19 protein-coding genes and 1 pseudogene are annotated in these 25,701 nt (G+C 48.6%); 10 read left to right on the top strand and 10 right to left on the bottom strand.

Translation table 11 applies throughout. The annotated features are described in order from the left end of the window. Nucleotides 1-289: 289 nt before the first annotated feature. The 5 genes and pseudogenes from ACT4MF_RS12035 to ACT4MF_RS12015 all read left to right on the top strand — a co-directional run bounded on the left by ACT4MF_RS12035 (nucleotide 290) and on the right by ACT4MF_RS12015 (nucleotide 5,346). Nucleotides 290-730 carry a hypothetical protein gene (locus ACT4MF_RS12035; protein WP_444682780.1) on the top strand — a complete coding sequence of 147 codons (441 nt, stop codon included), beginning with the start codon at nucleotides 290-292 and terminating at the stop codon, nucleotides 728-730. A gap of 129 nt (nucleotides 731-859) precedes the next feature. Further along, nucleotides 860-1,417 (top strand): hypothetical protein, encoded by a 558-nt coding sequence (locus ACT4MF_RS12030; protein ID WP_444682779.1) that lies wholly within the window; start codon nucleotides 860-862, stop codon nucleotides 1,415-1,417. 96 nt (nucleotides 1,418-1,513) lie between these two features. Further along, on the top strand, nucleotides 1,514-3,727 hold the full coding sequence (locus ACT4MF_RS12025; protein WP_444682778.1) for a DEAD/DEAH box helicase: 2,214 nt from the start codon (nucleotides 1,514-1,516) through the stop codon (nucleotides 3,725-3,727). Nucleotides 3,728-3,736: 9 nt separating this feature from the next. Continuing rightward, a pseudogene (locus ACT4MF_RS12020) lies at nucleotides 3,737-3,820 on the top strand (TRAM domain-containing protein); the annotation flags it as partial. A 389-nt stretch (nucleotides 3,821-4,209) separates the two neighbouring features. Then, nucleotides 4,210-5,346 (top strand): homing endonuclease associated repeat-containing protein, encoded by a 1,137-nt coding sequence (locus ACT4MF_RS12015; RefSeq protein ID WP_444682777.1) that lies wholly within the window; start codon nucleotides 4,210-4,212, stop codon nucleotides 5,344-5,346. Between the two features lie 147 nt (nucleotides 5,347-5,493). On the opposite strand, the gene ACT4MF_RS12010 is transcribed toward ACT4MF_RS12015, so the two are convergent. Beyond that, nucleotides 5,494-6,501, bottom strand: a complete 1,008-nt coding sequence (locus tag ACT4MF_RS12010) for a tyrosine-type recombinase/integrase (protein ID WP_444682776.1) — start codon at nucleotides 6,499-6,501, stop codon at nucleotides 5,494-5,496. 663 nt (nucleotides 6,502-7,164) lie between these two features. Between ACT4MF_RS12010 and ACT4MF_RS12005 the strand changes: the two genes are divergently transcribed. Continuing rightward, nucleotides 7,165-8,712 (top strand): DNA-methyltransferase, encoded by a 1,548-nt coding sequence (locus ACT4MF_RS12005; RefSeq protein WP_444682775.1) that lies wholly within the window; start codon nucleotides 7,165-7,167, stop codon nucleotides 8,710-8,712. 1 nt (nucleotide 8,713) lies between these two features. Here ACT4MF_RS12005 and ACT4MF_RS12000 read toward each other — a convergent pair whose 3' ends face one another. Further along, the gene (locus tag ACT4MF_RS12000; RefSeq protein ID WP_444682774.1) at nucleotides 8,714-8,926 is read right to left on the bottom strand and encodes a DUF8069 family protein; all 213 of its coding nucleotides are present in this window, start codon (nucleotides 8,924-8,926) and stop codon (nucleotides 8,714-8,716) included. A gap of 155 nt (nucleotides 8,927-9,081) precedes the next feature. On the opposite strand from ACT4MF_RS12000, the gene ACT4MF_RS11995 reads away from it, so the two are divergent. After that, entirely contained in the window at nucleotides 9,082-9,948 is an 867-nt protein-coding gene (locus tag ACT4MF_RS11995) for a DNA adenine methylase (RefSeq protein WP_444682773.1), read from the top strand. Nucleotides 9,949-10,006: 58 nt separating this feature from the next. On the opposite strand, the gene ACT4MF_RS11990 is transcribed toward ACT4MF_RS11995, so the two are convergent. From ACT4MF_RS11990 to ACT4MF_RS11970, 5 genes are all read right to left on the bottom strand, one after another. Further along, nucleotides 10,007-12,913, bottom strand: a complete 2,907-nt coding sequence (locus ACT4MF_RS11990; RefSeq protein ID WP_444682772.1) for a DNA methyltransferase — start codon at nucleotides 12,911-12,913, stop codon at nucleotides 10,007-10,009. Between the two features lie 142 nt (nucleotides 12,914-13,055). Further along, nucleotides 13,056-13,460 (bottom strand): hypothetical protein, encoded by a 405-nt coding sequence (locus ACT4MF_RS11985; protein WP_444682771.1) that lies wholly within the window; start codon nucleotides 13,458-13,460, stop codon nucleotides 13,056-13,058. Beyond that, the gene (locus ACT4MF_RS11980; RefSeq protein ID WP_444682770.1) at nucleotides 13,460-15,406 is read right to left on the bottom strand and encodes a hypothetical protein; all 1,947 of its coding nucleotides are present in this window, start codon (nucleotides 15,404-15,406) and stop codon (nucleotides 13,460-13,462) included. The genes ACT4MF_RS11985 and ACT4MF_RS11980 overlap by 1 nt, the downstream gene beginning before the upstream one ends. Further along, nucleotides 15,403-15,585: a hypothetical protein gene (locus ACT4MF_RS11975; RefSeq protein WP_283402840.1), complete on the bottom strand. Its 183-nt coding sequence runs from the start codon at nucleotides 15,583-15,585 to the stop codon at nucleotides 15,403-15,405. The genes ACT4MF_RS11980 and ACT4MF_RS11975 overlap by 4 nt, the downstream gene beginning before the upstream one ends. Next, nucleotides 15,582-17,678 carry a DEAD/DEAH box helicase family protein gene (locus ACT4MF_RS11970; protein WP_444682769.1) on the bottom strand — a complete coding sequence of 699 codons (2,097 nt, stop codon included), beginning with the start codon at nucleotides 17,676-17,678 and terminating at the stop codon, nucleotides 15,582-15,584. The genes ACT4MF_RS11975 and ACT4MF_RS11970 overlap by 4 nt, the downstream gene beginning before the upstream one ends. Before the next feature lie 481 nt (nucleotides 17,679-18,159). On the opposite strand from ACT4MF_RS11970, the gene ACT4MF_RS11965 reads away from it, so the two are divergent. Genes ACT4MF_RS11965 through ACT4MF_RS11955 form a run of 3 tightly spaced genes read left to right on the top strand, consistent with a single transcriptional unit; the run spans nucleotide 18,160 to nucleotide 20,951 of the window. After that, the gene (locus ACT4MF_RS11965; protein ID WP_444682768.1) at nucleotides 18,160-19,251 is read left to right on the top strand and encodes a CRISPR-associated protein Cas4; all 1,092 of its coding nucleotides are present in this window, start codon (nucleotides 18,160-18,162) and stop codon (nucleotides 19,249-19,251) included. Beyond that, a complete protein-coding gene (locus ACT4MF_RS11960; protein ID WP_444682767.1) occupies nucleotides 19,248-20,186 on the top strand; it encodes a recombinase family protein in 939 nt (312 codons plus the stop codon). Before ACT4MF_RS11965 ends, ACT4MF_RS11960 begins: the two co-directional genes overlap by 4 nt. A 45-nt stretch (nucleotides 20,187-20,231) precedes the next feature. Further along, a complete protein-coding gene (locus ACT4MF_RS11955; protein WP_444682766.1) occupies nucleotides 20,232-20,951 on the top strand; it encodes a hypothetical protein in 720 nt (239 codons plus the stop codon). Here ACT4MF_RS11955 and ACT4MF_RS11950 read toward each other — a convergent pair. The 3 genes from ACT4MF_RS11950 to ACT4MF_RS11940 form a co-directional block, all read right to left on the bottom strand. Continuing rightward, a complete protein-coding gene (locus tag ACT4MF_RS11950) occupies nucleotides 20,929-22,266 on the bottom strand; it encodes a recombinase family protein (RefSeq protein WP_444682765.1) in 1,338 nt (445 codons plus the stop codon). The two genes, ACT4MF_RS11955 and ACT4MF_RS11950, sit on opposite strands and share 23 nt — an antisense overlap. 256 nt (nucleotides 22,267-22,522) lie before the next feature. Next, the gene (locus ACT4MF_RS11945) at nucleotides 22,523-23,569 is read right to left on the bottom strand and encodes a tyrosine-type recombinase/integrase (protein WP_444682764.1); all 1,047 of its coding nucleotides are present in this window, start codon (nucleotides 23,567-23,569) and stop codon (nucleotides 22,523-22,525) included. Between the two features lie 787 nt (nucleotides 23,570-24,356). After that, nucleotides 24,357-25,676, bottom strand: a complete 1,320-nt coding sequence (locus ACT4MF_RS11940; RefSeq protein ID WP_444682763.1) for a DUF5797 family protein — start codon at nucleotides 25,674-25,676, stop codon at nucleotides 24,357-24,359. Nucleotides 25,677-25,701: the final 25 nt, after the last annotated feature.

Below are 25,701 nucleotides of genomic sequence, written 5' to 3'. Positions count from 1 at the left end.
CCCGGGTTTCCGCTCGGCTTTCCTCAAGAAACACACCCCGGATTTCCGCTCGGGAATAGCTCAGAGAAGCCCTGAAACGCATGTTTGTCAGGAATTCAATTCACCGGGATACCGCCGTTTCCGCTCATCCCTGTCGTCGTGGTATGCGCCCCATCGCACAGTCACCACATCTGTTGGCGGTACACAGGAGTTCAGCCGGAAAATATGCTACTCCCGTAGCCATTCGTCTTGTCGATGACCGCGTACTACAAGGAACAAATACTTGTGACCAATCTGAGACTATTGTGTCATGCGTCGCCGTGCCCTCCTCAAACAGACCGGTGGATTAGCTACTCTGTCGCTCCTTGCTGGCTGTTCTTCATCCACAGAGTCCGATGACGAGTCCCCGTCACCTGGACAAGTCGTCGTCAGAAACGACCATACAATTCCGCATATCATCACAATCCGGATCCAAGACGGCCCAACTGGTCCGTTAGGCGAGCCGATCACGTCGACCGGGCAAGTCGCTCTTGATCCTGGTGAAGAACGGACGTATCCGGAGTGGCTCGCAGTCGGGGACAGTGGAGTCGTAGCTGGCGAATACGATATTGAAGTTCAGTTAGATGATGGGGAGCCGGACAACTTCCAATTTGACCCCAAACCGGTGAACGACCCTCCGATGTACGTCACCGTCGATGTAGAGCCGGGTGGTGGCCTCGGGTGGAACGTCACGGCAATTCACAGCGATTGACTGAGCGATCAACCGAACCGCCCTGATTCTCCGGTGGATTTCCGGTGCCTTTAATATTAGTTTGTTTACTTACACTTTCACTGTGGATATGGCTCACTCTTACCCGAATAACTCTGGTACAGCAAGGTAATGACCACCACCGACACCACCACAAATGAAATCCCCAAATCACTGAAGATACTCCGCGAATACAACTTCACCGACGAGGTCACAACCACGGCTCAGTCCATGCCCAGTGACTTCTTCATCAAACTGACGAAGATCCCCGGTGACATACTCGTCCCCGGACTCGTGTTCCTCGCACTCAGAGACGTTAACGCAGAGATTCTGTATATCGGTCAGACAATCGGTGGGCCACCAGGAGTCACTGGCGTCATTGACCGCGACCGACTCGCCTCACCCCAGTCAAAAACGATCGATGACATCGCCGCCCTCCGGCGAACCATCGACATCCACCGTACTGACGACAACCTCACTGAACTGGAGGTGATCCACGAGCAGAGCCGAGGATCAAAAACAGTCGGTAGCACGCTTTCTCGCACAATTGATGCCAGTGACTACGACATCGTCAACGTCCAGAATCACGGGCACCGAACCGGCGTGAGCATCTACCTCCGCGATCCTGACGCTGAACCCGACTTCGATATTGACGGTCAAAAAACACTCGCCGACCTGCTCACGCGATAACCTGAGTACCTTACAACTTCACAAACTCTACTGACTGCGATATTGGTGAGAAGCAGAATCATAGTCTTTTTAATAATTCACAATATGTCATAATTTATGGAATTTATTTCGGCGTCATCTGTTTCTCAATCAGATCCGGGCGGTGAGGCAGAAATAACTGTTTGGAATAAGCTAAAACGCTGCTTTACTTCGAACGATCGAGGAGTCCTCTACCACCAGTATCCGATTATACAGAAGGGTGGAAGCCGATTTGACCGGAAACCAGATTTTGTGCTGCTCCATGAGGACATGGGCCTCGTCGTCATCGAATGCAAGGGATACACGATAGAGCATATAGATCGAATTGAAGGCGACACATGGGTCCTCCAGAACATGACCCAACGAACTGCGACTCCCCTTGAGCAAGCACGAAATCAGGGATTCTTTTTGACCTCGTACTTCCAGAGAGAGCCGGAATTGCGTGATAACCAAGGACAGTGTACTGTGTCGATGATTCCAGTGGTCGTTCTCCCACATATCAAACGGGAAGAATGGGAGAATCGAGGTTTTGTCGGGCCATCAGCTCCACGAGTAATCACGGGGGATGAGTTGGGGAAAGTGACATTGCGTGATCGACTTGAATCACTCCCAAACCTGGACCCACTCAATAAGTCAGAGTACGATGCCGCAAGAGGTGTGTTGAGTTGTGGCCAGCCGATCAGCGGATCACATGGAGAGGTCTCTGATGACCCCAAAACCAAGGCAGAATATTATGACTTAGTAACGACCGGGATCCGTGGACTTGACGAAAAACAACAGAAGATTGGTCTCCAAATTCCACCTGGTCCGCAGCAAATTCGTGGAATTGCTGGGTCGGGGAAGACCGTTCTTGTCGCTATGAAGGCAGCTCGAATGCTTAGTGATCCGAACGGGTGGAAACCCAGTTCTGCGGAAAATCCCCGGATTGCTCTCACCTTCAGCACCAAGAGTCTATACGGTCATATCACGACGCTTGTGGATCGGTATTACGAACAGTTTAGCGGCCAGTCACTCAAAGAATCAGATGCATCTATCGATATTATCCACGGCTGGGGCGGAAGCCAAACTGGTGATGGTGTGTACTACAGGATTGCTAATGAGGTGGAGAACGTCTCTTTCCGTAATTTTGGGCAAGCGAAAGCTATCTTCTCAGATGCTGACGACCTTCAGGAAGCTGTCGCCGCTGAGGTCTTAGAAGAAGGAGATATTCCTGATCTCTGGGATGCGATCCTTATCGACGAAGCACAGGATTTCGGACCCGATTTTCTCAACATGTGTCGAGAGGCACTCACAGATGATAACCGTCTTATTTGGGCCTATGACGAAGCCCAAGATCTTGGCAGCTTAGAAGCCCCCAGCCCGAAAAACCTCTTTGGAACAGATGCAGACGGAGACCCTCTGTTAGATTTGAGTGGAACCTACAAGAACGGACCTCAGAAAACCTACATCATGCGGAAAGCGTATCGTGCACACCGATCACTCCTCATGACCGCACATGCGCTCGGGATGGGTTTGAAACGCGATGGGGGGCCAGTCCAAATGATCACCAGGCAGGATGGGTGGGAGAATCTTGGTTACGAGATTGATGCTGACTTCCGTAAAACAGGTAGTGAGGCTCTCCTTTCACGTCCTCAAGAGAACTCACCGCATCCTCTGCAAGATGAAATTGAGCCTGACAGGTTGCTATGTCACCATTCGTTTGTATCAAAGGCAGACGAAATCGAATGGGTAGCCAAACAGATCCGAGAGGATATTTTTGAGGAAGGTCTGAAACCTGAAGAGGTCCTCGTAATTCCGTTATCCCGGAGTCGCAGGAGCGGACAAAAGAATCGCAATTATGTTAACGACTATCTCGGTAATCTTCTTGAAACGCACGGGATCGAGACTAATGCCGTCTGGCAAGAGAATGGCAATACCTCTGAAGATGGTTCCAAAGTGTTCTCGTCACCTGGACAAGTCACTGTCTCAGCTATTAACCGGGCGAAGGGTAACGAAGCTGCTTCTGTGTACGTGCTCGGGGTAGACTCGACGACTGAAGAAGATTGGCGCGGGAAAGAACTTAATCGGCGTAATGAGTTATTCGTTGCTCTCACCAGAGCACGGGCATGGTGTACTATTACGGGATCAAACCCAGACGCACCAATCCATGACGAAGTTGAATCTGTTCTGGCAGAGATCAACCAGTCCAATCCTGAACTGATTTTTGAGGTCCCGAACAGTAAGGACCTAACCCATGAACTGGAAGAAGACACCGAGGATCTGATCGATACAGGACTTGACGACTTCTTATAACTGCTTTGCGAACGTGTCACTATCGAGATTACAGATGTGCGCGAGAATGTCGCCTTCGCGGAAGTTGTTGAGCGCGTCAGTTACTACGAGTAGTTTGAAGCGACTCTGTTGAAATCCTCAGCAGATAATCCATCTTCATCCGGTTGCGCTCAATACAGGGGGTCAAAAATCGCTCAGTACAGGTTCCTTACGTGGCAAAATATTATATGTCGCACAAGTTGAGGATAGGGGTATGGGAATCTGCCCAAGATGCGACCGAGACATTATCCCCGTAAATAAGGGAGGAATCGGCCATGGCGTGAGTGAATTCGTTTGTCCAGAGTGTGACGCCAGCTTAGGAGTAGCGCCAACAAATTAGCACTCTTCGTCGACCGGCTGTTTCAATCGATAATGTGACTGAAGAATAGGATTTCAACAGAGCCAAATCATACCATGTCGAACTATCCAATAATACTTGTAACACCGCTATAGAGTCTATTTGAATGGATGACAAAGATGGGTATATTTCTACTGAAGTTTTAATTGAAGATCTTCAGAGGGTCGGTGATATTGTGCGTCGACCTCCAAAAACAAAAGACATCACTAAATACGGAAATTTCTCATATACTACATATAAAAGCAGGTTTGGAGGAATCGTTGAAGCTCTAAGTGAAGCTGGATATAATGCTTCGGATCGGTTTACTGGTGGTTGGGTATCCAGAGACGATCTACTAAGTGATATAAAATCTGTCGCTGATTCAGTTGACCGTCTTCCTCGTGTTACTGATCTTGAAGAAAATTCTGAGTATCGATATTCTAAATACCGATCGGAGTTTGATCACTGGTACGATCTACTGGATGAGGCGGGGGTAAAGGGTAAATTTGTTGAAAATCGACATGGACATTTGGATGACAAGCTGCTTACTAATATTCAGAACGTAGGGAACAAAATAGGACGGATACCTACTACTACGGATCTAAATGAATACGGAGATTATACTGCGTCAGTATATGTTCGTAACTACGAATCTGTCTCAATCGCGGTAGCCCTCGCAGGATTCGATGTTGAACCAGAAATACCGACCAGACAGATCTCTGATGGCGAGTTATTGTCATCAATTTCTGGTGTGACAGACTGTATCAATCATCCACCAACTACTACCGAATATAATGAGCACGGCGACCATGCTATCGCCACTATTTCCCAACGATTTGGGAGTTGGACAAATGCGGTACATACGGCAACTGGAGAGGTTCCAACTAATAATAGGATTCTCACCGATCAAGACCTCATTACAGATCTAAGATCTGTTTCGGCTCAACTCATGAAATCTCCACAAACTCAAGACATTATTGACTATGGTGAGCACAGCTATAACACCTATATCGAGCATTTTGGGAGTTGGGAAAATACATTAGACATAGCTGACATACCTGCATCTAACGATCCAGAAGATACTGATGTTAGAGCAATCACTTGGCACGTGATTTGGCTATTAAACTATATTGGCGACATTCCTCGTGCAGAGGAAATAGAAGATCATCATCCTGTGATGTATAAACAATGTTGTGAGCAGTATGATGATTGGGAGTCTGCTGTAACAGCAGCACAACGGACTGTCTCAAATATACTTGACTAAATAGAGAGTTCAACTTAGTGTGGAGAAACAATCACGGAAGATTTCCAGTGACTCTGACAGGGGCATGCACGAAACAAGGAGGTGCTGTCGCCAGCAGTCACTGACTCCAGTGACTCATGAGATCACCAATTTGGGCTATTACCGATCTTAGATGTTGTCGAGATACCCCCTTCTCTGTTCAACCCGTGTTCGTTCGTCGCGGCTGTCGTAGTGATCCTCGATAACCTCGGGAGTAACGTCGGCCCGACCAGACACGACTTCCGGTGGCACATCGTTCTCCAAGAGATGCGTGATATGCCCCCTACGCCACGTATGAGGGCTTTTACTCGACGGACACCCATACGCATCCGATTTACACTGGGCGGCATCACAGCTATCAGGGTCACGGTCATGAGGACACTCCAACCCCTGCTTACAGGGCCGAGTAAGACCGTAACTGTGCTTCCTGATCACAGACGATCCAACCCTCCCATTCTTTGTCGTCGTGATCAACGGATTTCGGCCAAACTCATCGCACTGATCCACGCGTGTATGCTCGATATAATCGCCGAGAATAGCCACAGTCGTCGGTTTAATCGCCACCATTCTCTCCGACGCATACTGATTCTTCAGTGAAGTCCCCTGATCTGGGCGGTGGCGTAACTCCAGCAGCTCCTCATCAATATCGACATCCCCAATATCCAGTGAACGGATCGAGCAGGTGCGTAGACCGGTGTTCCAGAGTAGGGTAGTGACAACGTGATCCCGAGATACGTATTTGAACCGGTCCAGCTGGTCAAGAATTATATCGGCCTCGTCTTCCGATACGTACTCGTCTCGGCTATTTTCGTCACTGGATAAGGTCGGACTCTCTACGGCATTAGACAGATTCTCCTCGACAATCTGCATCTTCTCGCACCACCTGATGAATACCCGCAGGGTGTCCATCTGCGTCTTTTCACTGGCAGGTGAGAGATCGCCATCTTCCCGTCGCCACGAACGATACTGCGTCAGATCTAATGGCGACAAATCGGCCATTATTTCGATGTCGTCTTGTTGCTCAAACCACCCGCAGAACTGACCAAGCCGAGATTTGTGACTGCTGATCGTTGATTCAGCGACCTCGGATCGCCTCGCATCCAAGTAGGTGCTAATCGCTTCTTGGGGTCGGGTCATCTCTGAGCCACCCGGGTTCGGAGAGAGTGCTGCTGGTCACTGGGGTCGATATTTCGATGCCGACAATCGGGTTCGGTTTGTGTGAGTGATACTCGGGTTCGACTTCGGGTCTTTCTCGTCATCTTGTGGTCCTGAATCGACGGACGGCGTGACCGGCTCACGATCCATTAGAAGCATGTTGAACCCTCGGTTGATCCCGGTCGTGAGGAAGAGAGTGCCATGTAGCACTGAGAAGGGCGGTTGGTGGAAGCGCACCCCGCCCGCGAGCGAAGCGAGCCGGCAGGGAGCGACAGCCGCGAAATCGTTGGGAACGCCCGCTCCGCGCGGTGATAATCCCGTCGCGCCCGTTCCAATTCATAACGATTCAAATCCGCCAGACGGCGGTACGTTCCTTATAAAGAACGACCGTGATTTATGAGTGATTTCGTTATGCTACGGAACGCGGGTCGAAGCTTTCCTGCGATTCGCGTACATCCAAACGGGGGTAAGAGGTATTGAATTGGTCGGTTTGCTTCCTACGTGGGAATTTGAGAGTAGAGAACTGACTTATCTGTCTACCTGAGCCGATTCCCTCTGTAGGCTGACTTGATATACGACACACAGGACCACCTCACGCTTTACCAACTCCTTTATCACCGGTCCTGCCAGAGAGACTGATGAAAAATGGCCGACGATCTTGACTCTCGTTTCCATATCTACCAACATGACTCGCGAGAGTTGAAATCGAGGTTGGAGGAGGAGTTCGACAACGTTGATGGGCTCGTCGATACGATCATCACGTCACCTCCCTACGCCGATCTTGTCGATTACGGAGATCACGATGAACAGGTCGGTAAACAGAGCTACGAGGACTTTCTCGACGACATTCGCGAAATCTACAAACAGTGTTACGAAATTGCCTCTGACGACTGTACGCTCTGGATCGTCACTGATACATACAAAATCGATGGACGCGTCGTTCGTCTGCCATTCGACATCGCCGACGAACTGGAGAACCTGCCGAACTACGAAACCTGCCTCGACGAGGACTGTGAGGGATGCCTTCGTCGCGATCGGGGCGATGGTACGTTGATTTGCAAGACGTGTGGCGAGGTCTATGATCCGCTCCCGGAGTCATGGCGGATGGAAGACAACATTATCTGGGATAAGCTCCGCACGCGTCCATGGCATCAGAAAGGCCGTCTACGCAATGTGCACGAGCACGTGACGATGTTCTCGAAAACAGATGATTTCAAATACGATAAGGATGCGATTCGGATCACCGACACCGACGAATTCGAACAGTGGTGGGTGAACTACCCCGAACGATACAGTCCAAGGGGAATGGTCCCGAGTAACGTGTGGAAATTCCCGATCCCGAAACAGGGTCAGTGGGGGCCCAAAGTCAGCTACCATCCGAGTCCATTCCCAGAAGGTCTTGTGGAGCGGATCGTTCACCTCGCTTCCGAGCCTGGTGACGTCGTATTCGACCCCTTCGCCGGTATTGGGACGACACTCGCTATCGCAGAAGCCCTCGATCGAAAACCGCTCGGATTTGAGTTGAATGAGGAATATATCGAGTATTATGAAGAGCACGTTCGTCCCACTGCTCTTCATGAGGTAGGAACGGTGCAATCAACGCTCCGCGACGAACAGGTAGAACTCGAACGGAAGATATACACTCTTCGGATCCACAAGTATGTATATGAGCTGTACAAGGAGTTCGTGAATTCCAACCAGCACAATATACTCGAGGGTCAGATCGAATTCATTCACACCGCCAGCGACCCGTCGCAATTCGATGATGGTGATGACCCGGAAGCGGAGTTACTCTACGTATGTGAATCTGAATCTGACTACGAGAGTGTCGATGTCGAGGCTGCGAAGAAGGGGATGTTGTCAGAAGACAAGGGATCCGGCGATTACTACGGTGTTGAGTTTGATGCCGATTTCATTACCGTCGACCGTTATCTCGACGAACGTCTCCCAGGACGTGATGTCAACATAGAGGACGAGTACCACTTGTACGTCGACGGCGCTCACAACTGGGCAGAGCATAGTTTCACGCCCGATGATTGGGAAGCACTTGTCGAGGAGAGAGAGTGGAAGCGATACTGGTCGAAGAGCAGACCGCCGCTAATCTCGAATCTACTGATTCAGGCTGAAAACCCGATGGACGAACGCAAACGGGACATCGAGGGACACCAGGCCGACTTTAGCAGTTTCAATTAGCCTACTGAGACACCTCTCCCCGTGCCTCCCACCCTTTGTGGAAGTGAGCCATATTTACTGCCGACTCGAATTTTGCTCCTGAAGGGATGTGGTGTAGCACAGGCTCGTCGTGCTTCATCTCGATCGTCCCCTTCTCAAGTTGCTGTTCAACGATGAGCATTGCCTTCTCCTCGTGGATATCCTGTGTCAAGAACTGATCTTCGGTGCCCACCATTATACGAACAACGAGCATGAATGGTCTTAATCGTTATCTCCAGCACGGTTGATCAGTCCATTCGCTAGAAGACCATGAGACTCCGTATGTGGTCGATAAACCGAACTTTATCAGAGTCCTTGGGTTTATGACCCAACCATAGAAAATGGCAATAGATGGCTGAGCCGATTCTCAAGTGGGTTGGAGGGAAGCGCCAACTCCTTCAGGAGCTTCACTCGCGATTCCCCATTTCGTATGAAAAATATCACGAGCCGTTTATTGGCGGAGGTGCAGTCTTCTTCGACCTCGAACCTTCCGAGGGCACAATAAACGATCTCAACCGACGACTGATTAGCTTCTACGAAGTTATCCGCGATCATCCCGAGCAACTAATCGAAGAGAATCACCGCCACGAGTACGAAGAGGAGTACTATTATGATGCTCGTGACCGGTTCAATAAACTCCACAAACTCGACGAGCGGTCCCTACAAGAGCGAGTAGAGGAGGCGAGTCTGATGCTTTATTTAAACCGAACCGGCTACAACGGGCTGTACAGAGAAAATCAATCTGGAGGATTCAACGTTCCGTTCGGTCGGCATACGAATCCTGACTTCATCCGGGAGCGGCAAGTTCGGAAAGCAAGCGACATACTCGACGATATTGAAATTTACAATCGGGATTTTGACTACCTTGTCGACTGTGTTGACGAAGGCGACCTCGTATACTTCGACCCTCCGTACGAACCTGTATCCCAAACGGCAGATTTCACTCAGTATCAGTCGGATGGCTTCGACAAAGACGATCAGCGTCGACTACGTGATTTGGCCGTCAAACTCAGCCAGAACGGGGTGTACGTTGTGTTATCCAACTCACCGCCAGTCGGCGAACTCTATGAGGATGTGTCAGAATTCACAATCGAGATTGTCGACGCAGCGAGAATGGTGAACAGTGATGCAGACAATCGTGACGACGTAGCGGAAGTGCTCATCACAAACGTACCGGCAGATCGCCAGCGGCAACAGAATCTGGGTAATTACAGCTAAGTCGTAACTGTAGAATTGTCACGTAGAGGTGGTGAAGAGGGTTTTATTACATCTCTGATTAGTTTGTCCGAATTATGTGTCGATAGTGCTCTCCACTAGATTTGTTTAATTGTATCTCATGATCGCCCGACAAATCTCTTGAAACAGTTTCCATAGAATGCTTCGGATGGTTTACTTCAACACCGACATTCGAAACGATTGGAGGTATCTCGTTATCAGAGTGATATTCTGTCCACTGATCGGTACCCTCATTCATTTTTCGCCAATCACTATACAAAATATCCTCCGAGTACACGTAGTGCCGACCGTCTTCGTAGATGAAGAGCTCTTCTGGCAGATGTGTATAGGTTTCATTAGCTATCTCACTAATGAACTCCTCTGTTGTCATGACTAACGTACGAGCACGAATTCCAAAGCCAGAGCACGGTTGGATCGTGGTGACCTCTTCGGCAATCTCATCGTAATCAAGTGCCTGTCGAGCGGTCGTCTCATCATCTACGAGAAGCACGAGATCGATCTGTCCGTGAATATCGTCTTCAATGGACTGATATCCGAGTTCTCGGCTTACGAGGAAGGCGGTATGTACATCTAACTGCGATGGGCTTGAGAGGCCGAGTTCGCTCGCCATCGTTCGAAGGAGCTCCCGTGCGTACTTCGTTTGACGCAGTCCGCAAATAATCCTATCTAGGTCTTCTTGTGATGCGACCTGATCGTCCTCTTCATGATGTTCCTTGAGATACTCCTTCAAATCTGGATACGCTTCAGAGTATTTTTTATTCAATTCAACACCAATTGGTCTCCTATCCATCAGCTCTGCCTGTCCTATAACGACCCCAGAGCCAGCGAAGGGGTCCAGTACGACATCATCACTCTCCGTAGAGAGTGTGAGAATTCGCTCAATTAGTTTTGGAGGGAACGCTGCAGGGTGATCGAACACGTCCACTTCTCCAGTGAATGATCCCCGTGTTGGCGGATCGAACTCCCAGATGTTTTCAGGTAGCTTTCCGAGCGGATGGTAGCGCTCAGGGAAATCTGCCCACCATTTCTTGAATTGAGCAGGATCTGACTCTCGAATGCGATCCATCTGTAGCTCATAATCAGGGCTTTTGCTGAAACAAAGAATATACTCGAAGACATTCCGTAGCCTCCCTTCTTTCGTATACGGGAGCGCACGGTTCTTATTCCAAACAACGATGTCTTGGAGAATCCACGACTCGTCGTTATTCGTCGTGTGACCACAGTGGGGACACGTCGTCTGGCGACGGTCTAACTCATCGATTCCTCTTAGTATCGTATTCTCACAGTTTGAGCATTCTAGTCCCTGATCGAGATTCTGGCACACACGTGCGATGTCGAATGGAAGCTGAACGATTTCGCGGTTCCGACGGAAAGTATTCACAACGATCCAGAGGGAACCGTCATCTCTGGTGATCGAGTATACCTCTGAGAAGAGGTCCTGGAGTTCTTGTAGATATTCAACGTATGTTCCATGTTGTCCTATTTCATCTTCCTCACTCGAACCGTACTCTTTGAGGTCGTAGTACGGTGGAGATGTGATCGTCGTATCCACGAACCCCTCTTCCTCGTCTAGCGTGTCTGCCGTATGTTCGCTTATTGCTGGAACGATTGACCTTGCATCCCCGTGGTGAAGACCAAATACATCTGTGTTTGGATCAAATGTAGATGTGCTTTCGAGTTCCTCTGACGACTCTTCTTCCTCTTGAGTTTGAGCGGTTGTCGACGCTCCACCCGTCGAGACTCGCTTACCGTACTCTCTACCCTCCGGAAGCAATTCTTCATCCGACAGTTCCTTTCGTATTTTACGCCAGAGTTCGCTGTTTGTATCTAGGCGTGTCTTTTTATTATCTGTCGGCACTTCGTCTGTATCGCCGATCGGAAATATCTGGAGGATGCCTCCGAAGTAATTATACTGGTTATTCCGCGTCAGATCAAACAGATCCTCAAATACCGAGGTCATCAGCACTCGACCATTTGCGTAGATGTCGACCCCTTGTCTGTTCTGACTTGGCCGATATCTATATCTGAATTTGCCACTCTGAGTGAGCAGATCTGGGTGTTGTTTCTCTGCCCATTCAGTCATCGAATCGATGTCCAGCGTACCAGCTTCATACCGCACTTGGTATCGGTCTCCGCGAGGAGTAGACGCACAAAATTCGTGAGATTTCAGCGCTGTGTCGTCGGTGTAGGAAGGACTGATAGGAGGAACCTCAAACGTTCCTTGTTCGTTCGAGGGTAGGTCATGATAGTGTACAACTATCTGATTATCATCACGAGCGGAGAGTAAGCGCCGGAACAGAACACCGAGCCGTTCACGTACATACTGGACTTTCGTTCCAAGCGAGTCAGCCGATGGCCAGACATCGGCATCAAACTGCGAACGGGCACATGTCGCTTGGATGCGCGTCCCGTGGTCAGATTCTAATAGTGAATCGACATCGCTCGGAACTCCAATCTCCCAGTCACGCTCGGTAGCATCAACTATTGGTAGGTCACCGGTTATCGGACCGTCAACACGCAGACGTTCACTTTCAGCTGTCTGAGTGACTAGTGAAAACCAGTGAGTGTCATCTTCAAGGCCGCGTTGTTTGAGTGATTCTTCAAACCAAGCTAAACTCGCTTTCAACCCCCATCCGACGTTATTGAGTATTCCCTCAGATATCTCCTTATTCCCCGTTCGGAAGACATGATTTTGGAGGTCTTCCCTCGCTATACCGGGGCCATTATCTGAAATGTACGTGGTTACTGTCTCTTCCCCGCGAACGAACGAAATAGAAATATTGACTCGCTCATTAGCGTCATCGAAGTAGCTTTCTCCATCTACGACCGCAGCCACCGAGTTATCAATAAGCTCCTGAGTGGCATCTAGAAAGTTTTCATGCTGCTTTGCCATTCCAGAAGCTAACATTTCAAGTTCAACTGCAGATTCACATGTCTCGCTATTCATGATAACCCTCGAGACTAGAACGAATACGGCCTTGCATGGCTACAAATATAGGTACTACTCTTTACCGGTTTAACTTATGGATCTAGGTTAGATTAGTGAGCTCTCACAAAACCAACTTAGACGCGTGAACTGAGAGTGATACTCAATTATTCAATGACCCTTCAGCATCTTTGACATACCGATGATATTCAAAGTAATTTTGTTTTTTGATATCTTCAAACATAATCTCGATACCTCCCTCAAGGTACCCTTGCATGTGTTCTTTGAGTTTCTCCGGAGATGAGTTCTTGTGACGACGCTCAATTATTGTTCGGAGAACACGGTCTTGATCTAATGATTCCATTTTTAATGCTTTACTTGTACTCTCGGGCTGGTTTTGTCGTTTCTCTTTGATTCCCACTGCGATTGCGAGATTCGCTATTTGAGTGTTCTCAACTTTTTCTGCGTCATTATTCTCTAAGGTTTCGTTGATCGACTTTGAAACCTTGTTGAACTTTTCAGTAGTAACTTGTAGGGTCTGTGCACCGGATATTTCATCGAACTTCATTATTTGACCCTCTCTAGTTTCGAATCCTTTCCATCTGGTTTGATCCGATAGTGTGCTCCAATCTCTTCATTAACTGCATCACCGAGATCGCGTAGCTCAGAATCAGTTACAAGTAGCAATAGAGGGTCCTCCAGATTAGAAAAGAACTCTCCCTGTGCTTGACTGTTTGTTAGATCAAGACGACCAGCTACTGTATCAAATACTATCGTTGAAGAGTAACGAGCATATTTATTCAATCCAAATATGAAACTCAAAGCCGTTAATTGGGATTCTCCAGCAGAGGGTTCATGATTAGCCATGTCTTTTGTTTCACCATCTGATTCGATGAGCTGAAGGACGTATGAATCTTCATCGCTAGGGTCCCCCCGGAAATCAAGTCCTTGGTACCGTTGGTCCATAAAGTCAGATTGTGCGACCTGCTCGAAAACTTGATTCATTTCTGACTTTATCTTTTCCCGTTTGTCGCGGACGTGAATATTTCGAATCGTTTTTAATTTTTCAATGGCTGTCTCTCCTGCGTCTATCTTACTGTTTACCTTATCCAGCTCTTGATTAGATGCATTCTCCTCTCTCTTACTTTCTAATTTTTTAATTTCTTGCTCTTTTTCTCTGATTGTTTCTTCGCGATTATCTATCTCTTCTTGTAGGCTATCTATCGAGTCTTCAAGATCATTAATGTTGTTTTCTAGTGTGTCTTGTTCACTATCATCTGGAACACCTCCCAAGTCACCGAGCAAATCCTTACGTTCCGTCTGATTATCTTTAATTTCCTCGTTTATTCTGTCTATCTCTGTTTGGTGATCCACCGGATAATTTTGAGGGAAATTGACTGAATCAAGCCTGTCACGCATTTCTCGCAATTCAACTAGTTTTTCTGTTAGCTTTTCAGATTGCTTTTTATCGTGATCTCTGACACTGTGTTCTTCGAGACTTTCTATTTCTTCAGTCCCACAGATTGGACATTTACCCTGCTTCGCTTCTTCAGCTAGATCATTAATAATTTCATCCCGCTCTATATCAGAGAGACGACCTTCATATTCCTCAATTTCCTCTATGATCTCTTGTTTAATCTGCTTGAGATCCTCAGATAAAATTTGATATCTTAGCTTTTTCCAAGATGTATTTAATTTAGATAGTTCTTTGACCTTGTCAGTTTGTAGGCTTGTTGTATCAGATTCTAACTCATTTATCCGATCAATTGCCTCTTTGTTTACACTCTCCAATTCTTTTCTATTCTTTTTTAATGCGGTCTTGTTATTCTGTATCTCATCTCTGTCTTCCTTGTTCCGCTGTCGGAGTTGTCGGATATCTTCTCGAAGGTTAGAAATCTCATCGAGAATTTCATCTCGTTCTTTAGCCTCCTCTTCAATTCGGTTGCGTCGAGGGATGAGTCGGTCTTCTAGTAAGTCTCCTAAATCCTTCTGTGAATTTATAATAGTCCTATGCTTAAGGACAGTCTCAATTTCTCTCTTTACTTTTTGACCCGCATCTTCCGCTATTAATTCTTGTATTCTCTCCCCGTCAAGGAAAAAGAAGCGTTTCAATTCCTCAGGTAATATCTCTTCAATCTGATCTTGTGCATCTTCGCCAGAATACGTTTCTGTATCTCCAATTAGTGTTAGGTCTTCATGAGCACGTTGTTGGTTCTGGTTAAACCGACCGATTTCTCGTATTAGTGTATAATTTCGAGAGCCTTCTTTAAATTTGATTTTGACCGACATCTCTTCCTCACCAGCCTGCTTTGCGCGCTCATTCCAGTGTTTGGTGTAGTTGCTTTTCGGACCTGCACCACCATACAGGCCCCATTGAATTGCTGTGTGTAAACTCGTCTTGCCTCCTCCTTGATCTCCTTCAATAATGTGGATTGAACCATCTCGATCGGTTAGATCTATTTGAGACTCCCGATATGGTCGAAAGTTAACAACCTCAATAGAGAGTAGCTTCATTTTTTGTCCTCAAGATAGTCATCAAGATATCCCTCCAGCGCTTTTTTTTTGCCCTTGCGATGAGTCTGATATTGTCGTTTGTCTTCCCAGTCCAATATATTGCGAATTAACCGCTTCATATGTGAGTCCTCAACTTCGTCTTCTAGGATATCTTCGATATCCGGGTCAAGTCCTGTCATTCAAGATCGTACTGTGTCATAGCCCGAGCGATTCTTAAAATGTAGGGGTCATTATCCATTCTATTTGTCGCATCCGAGTTCATCATACGAAGTCTCTCTAGCTCACGCTCAATTAACGACAACTCTGCTTGGGTAAGGTCTGCATCACCCGATTTAATGCTCTCCAACTCTGCTGGCAGCGTAATAAAATCATGGAGCTGTGCAGGGGAATCACTTTGCGCCTCACGCAGAATCCGACCGCGGCGTTGTATCGCCTCTCTTTCTGTTGTTGAACTTGTTACTAGTATTGCCGAGTCGCATTCTGGAACATCGATCCCTTCGGTTAAACAATCAATAGAAACTAATATTTCTATATCTCCTTTCTCAAATAGGTTTAGCAAATTCTCCTTATCATTCTTAGAGAGTTTTCCTAAGAAGATAGACGCAGTCTTTGTCGTATGATCGTCAATAGCATTTATTACAGCTTTCGTGTGGTCTTCTGTATTACAGTACACCAAAGTTCGAGTTCCGATATCTTCAATAATTGACCGTGTGAGACTGAGTTTTCCTTCACATTCTTTGACAATCCGTGCTCTCTCCATTATTTCTACTTTCAGGTCGGGATGACGATCTGAGACTTCTATAACCGGCTGATCCTCATATGATTTATAAGTATTATATAAGTTGGAAATCTCGGTTGAATGGCTGTCATATTCTTGTCGTTCTCGGGAAGATAGCACAACTGGGTGAATATGATATTCATATTCACTCAACACTCCGTACTTTTCAATTGCATCTTGAATACTAACTTCGTGTATTTCACTACCAAAGTATTCTACAATCGTATCATCCCCAATATCATCTCGGAATGGGGTCGCACTAAGAGCAACTCGGCCAAGATCTGCCTGTAATTTTGGAAAGATTGTACGTCGCAGACTTGACCCTAGATTATGTACTTCATCAGCAATAATCCCAACCTGTTCTGGGTCACACTCGCTATTAATACGTTCAATAGCATCTTTCATAGTAGTTGGATGCATAGTTGTTACAACAAACAGCGGTGCTGACCGGTTAGTGAATAACCGATTATGAAGATCTTCTCTCCAGTTAACGTCACCTAAGCATCTGATTATATTGCTTTTTGGAAAGAAGCGTCTGATATTGTCCCCATCAACCCACTGATTGACAAGATCTCTCGTTGGAGCGAAGATGACGATGACATCATCGGACTCAACAACACGTTGCATTGCCAGTAACGAGGTCCATGTTTTTCCCGTTCCTGTAGCGTGATCAAGGATTATCCGATTATCGTTATTCAAAAATCTCCGAATCGCGTCTTTTTGATAAGGACGCAGAGTAATATCCTCTTGACCCTTGTTTTGTTCATTACTAGAGATGATATCGTCCCAGTCAGGTTCTGCTGTTGGAGCAGTTTCGAGCAAGTCTTGTTCTAGTGCTTCTGGAAAATCAAAAACAGATGATCTAGGATCCTCATCATTCCATAATCGGTTAAATTCGTCAATTTGCTCTTGTAGGCGGGTTTTTTCATCCCACTCTTCGCCCTCCATCTCTATCCAGCTTCGAAATAGGCTGAAACTCTCTCGATTCTGTTTTAATGCTTTGAATGATTCATTAGGGGATCCAGACACCCCAACAATATTTCCTTCATCATCTCCGAAAATTGCAACTTTTTGATGCCACTCTGCTTCTTGTTTTGTTTGTAATCTCCCTAAGTCATCAGTTACAACGCCGATTTTGATATCGAGAATTTCTTCTGCAACCAACCACGCAAGTGCTTCCATAACTTCATCCCGATTCCCGTTCTTTAATTCCTCCCACTCTATGTGATTTTTAATAACATCGCCGGATCGACCTTGTTCTATCGCTTCAATATCATGTTCATAGAGTTCGATACCTGGCATTAGGCGGATTGTACCACCGTTCTCAATAAATTCTGGTAGTCCCTCAGAGAACAACGCTAATACCGATGCTGAAAAGCTACCTGTAATGCGATCATATGAAGTTGAATGTTTTAGAGCAGGTATGAAAAATTCATTAAGCAGATCTTCGTGACCGGCATAGTACCCTTTCCAAGGATAATCCCGTAACGACATCTAGGTGGAACGAACATCCGGAACAGTATAGAGATTGTCCCGTTTTAGTAACATACCAGTATGATCGGATCACTCTAGCACTGAACCCACCCAAATTTAAGACTACATCTCAGTGTTAGTCTCACCCGGATACCACCAAACAGTACTTCTCGCACCCGCCTTCTTCGACTGGAGAACGCCCTGCTCCTCTAATGAGCGGAGGCGATTATACACCGCCCTGCGCCCGATAGGGAGAGATTCTGCAACCTCATCAGCCATCAGTACAGGATCTTCTGCATTCACGAACACCGTCAGTATCTCCTCATCCGATACCGTCGGTTTGCGACCGGGGCCATCGCTACCCATTCACCTCAAAACGCGAGATGTGAGGGGCTAAATCTATTTATTCCACCAACGGAATTGTTATATTGCTTCCCACCTAGGAAGTAGAGTGAAACACCGATCACACTCTCGTGACGGCGATCGCACACTGACTTCTCCCGTGGGATCAGGGAGACCTGCCACGGCACTCACTGCGATCACTACCACGGACTTTCAGGAGTGGCGACGGGCGTCGAACGCCCGTGAGAACGTTGAGGAAGGCCATGCGTACTACAACGACCCGAGTCCGGTGCCTCCGCCCGACAAGCATACACCGAGCAGTCTGTTGCAGTGCCACCGAAAGCTCGTTTATCGGAAGGAGAACGCGCCGGCAGAGACCGAGATGGCCCAGGGCATTCTGTGGGTCGGCACGCGTTTCGAGGAGGATGTCGTACTACCGTACCTGCGCGACGCCGTCGACGATGACGGCCTGCTTGTCACGAACTCCCTGTATGTCGACTTCGAAATCGAGACGGACGCCGGCGCACTCGTGGTTAAGGGGTCAACTGACCCTGTCGTCGTCGACGACAACGGCGTGCCAATTCTCCCGACTGAAGTGAAGACGAAGGGTTCGTTGGAGTACCTCGACGACCCGAACGAGCACCACAAGGCACAGCTACACGCCTACATGGTCGGCCTCTCGAAGAAATACGATGTTGAGGTGAAGCAAGGGTGCTTGATCTACGGTGACCGGGACTCGTTTGATCTCAAAGTATTTGACATTGAGTTCGACACGGAGTTCTGGCAAGAGACGGTCGTCAGCTGGGCGACCGAACACACAGAATATCGTCTTGACGGCGAGCTCCCGCCGGCAACCCCCCGATTCGGATGGGAGTGTGATTTCTGCTCGTACCGAGAACGGTGCGGGAAGAGCAACAGACCGGTATCGGATCGGGGGTTCCTTGGATACCTTCCACTCATGGAATACCCCCGTTCACAGGTCGTTGAGTATCTGAAAGCGGACCCGGACGCGAAGCTCACTCCGACCCTCGCAAAAAGGTATCCTGACCTCGCTACAGAACACCGGGTCTCCCAGTGGCGCTGTACGGCCTGTAGTGAGCAGTTCGATCATGACGAGGTAGATTGGGCTGGTGACACCGACACCCCTCCTCTATGCGGCTGCTGTGCCCGTCAAGACACCCCCGCCCCCCTGACTGGACCCTGGCCACCAGCTTACTCCGATGAAATGGCTGAAGCGGAGCGCTCCGAATGATGATCGATGGCCGTCCGGCCCCGCGAACAATATCGCCGAGTGGGGGGTCGACAAACGAAGACGATCCAATCGAATACGCCGCAATCTATGCTCGAACCTCGTCCTCAAGCCAGCGATTCGGTTATTCAATCGGTGAACAAGTCGATCGTTGTTCCAAGCGGTGCGAACAGATGGGGTGGAACGTTACGTTCGTGTTCACCGACGAGGCGGAATCAGGTCGGAACACGGATCGGCCTAAGTTCCAAGAGATGTTGGATCGTGCTCGCGCTGGCTGTTTCGACGTCGTCGTCTTTTGGAAACTTGACCGCTTCTGTCGGTCTCTCGTCGACCTGGTAAAGACTGAGGAACGACTGAACGAGTGGGACGTGAGTCTCCAGAGTGTCACCGAATACATCGATACGACATCGCCGGTTGGTCGGTTCAACTTCAGAAACCTCGCATCGGCAGCAGAGCTCGAGAGCGATCTGACCAGCCAGCGTGTTCGAATGGGGATGCACGGGCTTGCGAAGGAGCACAAGTGGCCGAATGACAAACCCCCTCTCGGGTACGAAAAGACAAGCGACGGCAAGCTACGCGTGTTAGCAGACGAAGCGTCGGTCGTTAAGACGATATTCTGCCTCTACCCCCAAGAGAAATCCATGCCCCGTGTCGCGAGTCTGCTCAATAAGAGTGGGCTTCGAACGAAGGCTGGTGAGCTGTGGTGTCGTCAGTCCGTTCGAAAGGTCCTCACCAACGAGATCTACACCGGCAGCTACCAAGTCGCCGACTACCACGCACAGGTTGAAGAATATCGTATCCTCGATGATACACTATTCAAAACCGTTGTTGAGACACGCTTTCGGTATCAGCATCAGAAAGGGCGGATGCAGCGTGCTCGGAAGCAAAGAAAAGCTGAGAGAATCCTTTCTGACTATCGTGAGTGGAGAGATATCTAGATGTCACCAGAGGTTCCAGCGTGTCCGAGTTGTGGCGCGGCCGACGTGGACGACCGCTTCGGTTTCACTGATGGGTTCTGTGGAGCGTGCGGATTCGTTCTCGACAAGGACAATATTGAGCAATCAAAGCCAGCCGCGCACGACTCAGATACACAGCCGAGTCTTGAGATCGATGACTGGATCGAATCAGTAACCCCACGTGACTCGTCTGAATCCGTTCTCGTCGAGCTTCTCGCCACGTTAGACCGGTCTAGAGCAGACCTGTACCTCACCGAATCCGAGCTAGATAACTCGACAAAACTCTTAGTCAAAACTTGGGAGAAGACTCTCTTTCATGGTCGGAAAGCCGAACACGTGATTGGTGCTGTACTGATTATCACGCTCCGACAAGCCGAGGCACCACGTCCTATCGGAGTGATCGCAGAGTCACTCGGGTGCGAGAGGACGGCAGTACAACGGACGATGAAGAAGCTCAAACGGGAGTTCGACCTAGCCCTCTTTCCACCCGTTCCAGAGAACTACCTGCCATTCCTCGCGAGAAAATTAGCCCTCAACGAAGCGACAGTCAAAGATGCAAGTCGGATTCTGGACCGCTTTGACTCAGGATCAGGTGACCCTGCCTGTACAGCGGCTGCGGCGCTTTATTTGGCTGCTAAGCCACAGGGCATATTGATCACCTACGATTCAGCAGCTCGAGCTGCTGGATCGACGAAAGAAACGGTTTGGAGACGGTCACAATCGCTTACGGATTGCCGTAATCCGTGATCGCGGGTTGTGGGTCATCCTCGTCATCATCATCGTCCTTGCTGTCCGTGTCGTCACTGCCCTCGATATCGAATCCGAGGTTTGGGTGGCTGAACATTCGCTTCAGCCGATCTGGACTCAAATCAGATCCAAACGATAGGCCGCAGTCCAGGCACTCATACGCGTAGTTGAACTGCATTCCGAGCTGTCGCCGGGTACTTGAGCGAAAGCTCTCGGTTGAAGTACAGAACGGACACCGCACTGGGACGGTCTGGTGGAGCGATTTAAGCTCCTGTTCAGTCATCAGTGGTCCTTGGTATTCGCAGTCTTGGCATCGGTACTTCGCCATCGGAATACCCCAAACCTCCTTGGATCCGTGGCGTTCGAGGTCTCCGTCGCACTTCCGGCAGCGAAACGGTTTGAACGACTCGAACTGGTCCATGACGAACTCAAGTCCGTACTGCTCCACGGCATTTGCGGCGAATTCCGGAACTTCAGGCGTTGCGGGACGGTCATCTTGGCCAGAAAGGATCGACTGTACCTCTTGGAAGAGCTCCGTATCTACCTGACGTAACTCCGGCATTTCGGCGACCACTTCTCCCTTGTAAGCCAGCCGTCCGATACATAGCGGGCTCTGTAGTACGGTCTTGACTCGTGAGTAGCTGATCGAGTCCAAACCACGCTCCTCGAACTTGTCGTTGAGCTGCCTCATTGTCTCTTTTCGATTCTCGGTCTTTGCGTAGATCTCGAAGAAGTCCTCGACAAACGGCGCGTACTCCTCATCTAAGAGAAGTTCGTCGTCTTCGTTGGTTCGGTATCCGACCGGCGGATTACCTCCGAACGGCCATTGGCCATCTTTCAACTTCTGATGGCATCCATCGCGAGCACCTTGGCGGATCCGATTCAGGTGTCGACGTGCGAATACCGCTTCCCGTGCGAGGATTTCGAGGTCGAAGTGTTCCTCCCAGTCGAAGTAACCGTATGAGTCTGCGTACAGCGTGATGCCCGCTTCACGGAGGTCATTTAGATAGCTCAGCGTCTCCCACGGGTTTGCTCGGCTCAAGCGGTCAACCTCGTAGATCATGAGGACATCGTAATCTCCGTTACGTCCCCGTTCAAGAGCGTCATTTAGTTGGCTGCGTTCAATTTTGGCGGCAGATTCCTCAGCTTCCAGTGTGTCGATCGTCTCCAGATTGGCACCCTCTGCTGCCGTCTCAAGATACTCGCGTTGGGACTTTTTGCTGGAGTTGTTTCCTTGAGCTGTCGTACTCACCCGGGTGAGAATGAGTGCACGAGAACCATCGATCTCGTCTTTTCTCAAGAGGCCAAGCATCATCGGAAGGCCCACTCCGTCCTTAAGTAGGGTACAGATTGAGGTGGTCCAGGCTCCTGGTACGGTTAGACCACTTTCTGCGTAGATCAAATATATAAACGGGATGAGAAACAGAGCTATACCTGCTTTTCGTATCCCCTTTTTATAGCATACATATGTAGTATATATACTAGAAGTGGTAGTCGTAGACTGTGCGCTCGTCGTTTGGTGGTGGCTGTCGCTCATAATTTGAGATTAGTTCAGTGGAGAACTGGCTGGGTCAGGCGTCGGCTTGACTGAACGCTCCGCGGTTCGCCCCGACTTCCTCAAGAATCCGGCGGCGAAGGTCTCGCTTTTCTTCAGGGGTTCGTTCGTCGTAGTGCTTTTCGAGAATCGCTCTCGTCACGTCACAGCGCTCACTCAACGCCTCGGCGGGGATCCCATCTCGCAGGCACTCCGTGAGGTAGGTGTGACGAATGTCGTGAGGTGAATGCGAACCTGGGCACTTTGAGTATTTGTCAGGCGATGCTGTCGGGCCACAGCCCTCGGACTCGTGCTCACTCGGGTCGTCTTGTCCGAGGAAACACGGACGGCTCCATTTGTACACGTACTTTCGCATCGTGCTTTTGCCTAGTCTTCCGTACGACGTGGATAAGAGCGGAGAGCGACCGTTCTCAGTCGTACACTCCTTCCAATTGTACGTAAGGTACGTGTCCAAAACGGTACAGAGTGACTCGGGGATATTGACCTTCATCTCGCCATTTATACCGTTTTTTAAGCTGGTCTCAGGCGGATCGTGACGGAACTCCAAGAACGGATGCTCTGCGTCGAGGTGAACATCATCATAGTCGAGAGAGTGGATACACCCGAGTCGACGTCCCGTTTCGGCGAGAAGCGCCCACACGACGTGCTCCCTACTCGCGTACGCTCGCTTTTCCAGTTGATCAAGGATCAGTCGCAAGCGCTTTGTATCGATTTCTACGTCGCGAACACCTTCCCCATCAGTCAGTTTCGGGATCGAGATCTTGTCCGGGATTTCGTAGTTGACAGCGTCAATCGTCGCAGCGTACCTAATGAAATCGCGAACGATGTACCGCACGTCACGCATCGTGTTTGTGCTCAGTCGTGTGTCGTACGAGTCTTCCCTGCGCCAAGTGAAGTAGTCGTCTAGGTCGCGGTTTCGCACGTCGTTCAGATCTTGAATTCCGTTCTGCTCAAGTCGGAGCTGAAAGCGTAGCAGTTCATTCTCATATTCTTCGATTGTCGTTGGGCGAAGACTCCCAGAACGGATCTTCAGATACCGCTGGATCCCTTCGTCGATCATCATGGGATCCAATGTGGTTCGCTGCTCTCGCAGAATGTATTCTTCTAGCAATTCGTCTAGTTCTTTGTCGTTAGTATTCATTTGTCCAATTACTCTGCTTTTCACCATTTCGGTGGCGCTCTGTACGAGAGACGTTTCTCTGGTTTCTTTCTATTTTTATACCTTCTACCTCACTCGAAGTTTACAAACTCTACACTGAGGCATATCCAGAATGGCCATGTTTTCTTCTTACTCAATCTCCTCCACCCAAACTGGGAGTTAAAAACACTCTGCGGATGGTTTGTTACCATTAAGTTAGCATCTCTATTGCCAGTCCGAAGGATCGAATTTTTTGAGTCAACTCAAACTTAAATCAAATTTAACCACCAATCTAATTGGGTTCTAAAAATACTCTTATACGTTATTTTTTAACATTCTATGTTGAGCAGTACAAACCTACTGAAGCTTTGAGTGTTTTGTAGTTACTGTGGTAGCTGCGGTTAATTAAGGCTAGACTTGGCTATCTCAGATGAGATAGCATATAGCATGGATAATTGGTTGATATGAGGCTACTGAGTATTAATTCTATATAGATAGTAATTATATACAAGTAGAAATAACTGACAACCACATATCTTACAGTCTAGAATATTCTGGCTCTGTTGAAATCCTCAAACGGTGATATGTTTTAGGCCGCGTGCTGAATACAGAGCGCGAACGCAGCACGTCGCACACCGAGAATCGGAGTCGTCAGATTAGGTCAGTACACGGATACTACTATACATACCGTTCACGAGCTGAATCCAATAAATCAGAGGAATTCTTCCGCCTTACTTGTGGGATGAATCTGGTGATCCGAGTCGCGGTAGTACTGACTGGAGAGATGATCTTCCAAATAGTGATAAACGTCACCAGTCTCCTCAAGTCCCCATCTTTCTTGAAGTTCGTCATCGGTGGATGGAGCGAACTCGATGATGTCCTGTAATCGAGATTTTTCTTCAGATGTGAGCTCGTCAGAAGGCTCTCCAGGGGTTGAGCTCCCTGAATATAGATTTTTCAGTCCTTTGTTAGGCCTTTTATCTGAATAGGCAAACCGGAGTGGTGATGGATGGAGCTCTCGTGTCTTCTGTCGGAAGTCGGTCAAAAAGGGTCCAACAAGACGTTCTTTCATTAGTTCGTGTAGTTCCCGATAATACCGCTCTCCTTCCTCCGTAGACTCGATTCCATCTTCCGCCTCCCACTCGCCGCCCAAATCATCCCCACGATCAGGATATGTATCTGACGCCTCTATCCAAGATTCGAAACGTTCCACGTGGTTTCTGAGAATCTCCTCTTGATACTTGAACGAGGCCTTACCCGGAATACGTTCGAGAGAGCTTAGGTACCAATGAATGACAACTGATCTCTTGAGGGGAAAGGCATCATACTCCTCTGCCATATCAAAATGCGTCGAACCAAATGGTGACTCCGTTAGGTAATATATCAGTTCGGCAGTACGATGATTATTTGGTGCCGAGTGGAATGCTCGTAAATTTCGCCCATTTGCGATTTCGAGGGTAGGCCCATCGGGATTAGCAAATTCCAGAAGCCGATCGTGAATCTTGTCGGGGACCTCTCCATACCCCATCCGGTGTTCGCTCACAATCTCGCAGCCGAATGTAATGAACTGCGATATGAGGTCTTCCATTGCATAGGCGTTCTCCCTGCTCTCAACTTGCTCTATGTGGACAATCGATGCTGGCGGAAACAGTCGTGTAGCATATGCAGACTCATCGCCCGCTATAGCATGTTCTACAATCCGTTCAACTGGTTTCGTGGTCTGTCCAACATAGTAGACTTCGTCAGCTTCTACCGCTTGGTCGATCCACCTTGGGAAATTCGATTCACGCTCCCCCATTGGTGGCTCAACCTTTGCAGGATAGTCCAGCCACGCATCTTCGCCATTGCGGACTGCGTCTACGATGGCCTTTCCATCATAATCTTCAATCTCCCGTCGAAGATGAATCTCTGGACTACACTCCAAGACATAAACATAATATCCATTTGAGTGATTTCCAACGAGTTCATCGACTCGATTACGTGCTTGAGTTCGAACGTCTTCCTCATCAATTCTCCACAACGGTGCGTTCATTCCTAAATTGGTTTACTCGGTTCTC

The organism is Halorubrum sp. FL23, from assembly GCF_052439115.2.
GTDB lineage: Archaea > Halobacteriota > Halobacteria > Halobacteriales > Haloferacaceae > Halorubrum > Halorubrum persicum.
This window is presented reverse-complemented; position numbering and strand designations above follow the sequence as displayed.

Excerpts from the sequence above, each read along its gene's own strand:
- ACT4MF_RS12035 (WP_444682780.1), top strand. The coding sequence starts at position 290 with ATGCGTCGCCGTGCCCTCCTCAAACAGACCGGTGGATTAGCTACTCTG.
- ACT4MF_RS12030 (WP_444682779.1), top strand. The coding sequence starts at position 860 with ATGACCACCACCGACACCACCACAAATGAAATCCCCAAATCACTGAAG.
- ACT4MF_RS12025 (WP_444682778.1), top strand. The coding sequence starts at position 1,514 with ATGGAATTTATTTCGGCGTCATCTGTTTCTCAATCAGATCCGGGCGGT.
- ACT4MF_RS12015 (WP_444682777.1), top strand. The coding sequence starts at position 4,210 with ATGGATGACAAAGATGGGTATATTTCTACTGAAGTTTTAATTGAAGAT.
- ACT4MF_RS12010 (WP_444682776.1), bottom strand. The coding sequence starts at position 6,501 with ATGACCCGACCCCAAGAAGCGATTAGCACCTACTTGGATGCGAGGCGA.
- ACT4MF_RS12005 (WP_444682775.1), top strand. The coding sequence starts at position 7,165 with ATGGCCGACGATCTTGACTCTCGTTTCCATATCTACCAACATGACTCG.
- ACT4MF_RS12000 (WP_444682774.1), bottom strand. The coding sequence starts at position 8,926 with ATGGTGGGCACCGAAGATCAGTTCTTGACACAGGATATCCACGAGGAG.
- ACT4MF_RS11995 (WP_444682773.1), top strand. The coding sequence starts at position 9,082 with ATGGCTGAGCCGATTCTCAAGTGGGTTGGAGGGAAGCGCCAACTCCTT.
- ACT4MF_RS11990 (WP_444682772.1), bottom strand. The coding sequence starts at position 12,913 with ATGAATAGCGAGACATGTGAATCTGCAGTTGAACTTGAAATGTTAGCT.
- ACT4MF_RS11985 (WP_444682771.1), bottom strand. The coding sequence starts at position 13,460 with ATGAAGTTCGATGAAATATCCGGTGCACAGACCCTACAAGTTACTACT.
- ACT4MF_RS11980 (WP_444682770.1), bottom strand. The coding sequence starts at position 15,406 with ATGAAGCTACTCTCTATTGAGGTTGTTAACTTTCGACCATATCGGGAG.
- ACT4MF_RS11975 (WP_283402840.1), bottom strand. The coding sequence starts at position 15,585 with ATGACAGGACTTGACCCGGATATCGAAGATATCCTAGAAGACGAAGTT.
- ACT4MF_RS11970 (WP_444682769.1), bottom strand. The coding sequence starts at position 17,678 with ATGTCGTTACGGGATTATCCTTGGAAAGGGTACTATGCCGGTCACGAA.
- ACT4MF_RS11960 (WP_444682767.1), top strand. The coding sequence starts at position 19,248 with ATGATGATCGATGGCCGTCCGGCCCCGCGAACAATATCGCCGAGTGGG.
- ACT4MF_RS11950 (WP_444682765.1), bottom strand. The coding sequence starts at position 22,266 with ATGATGCTTGGCCTCTTGAGAAAAGACGAGATCGATGGTTCTCGTGCA.
- ACT4MF_RS11945 (WP_444682764.1), bottom strand. The coding sequence starts at position 23,569 with ATGATGATCGACGAAGGGATCCAGCGGTATCTGAAGATCCGTTCTGGG.
- ACT4MF_RS11940 (WP_444682763.1), bottom strand. The coding sequence starts at position 25,676 with ATGAACGCACCGTTGTGGAGAATTGATGAGGAAGACGTTCGAACTCAA.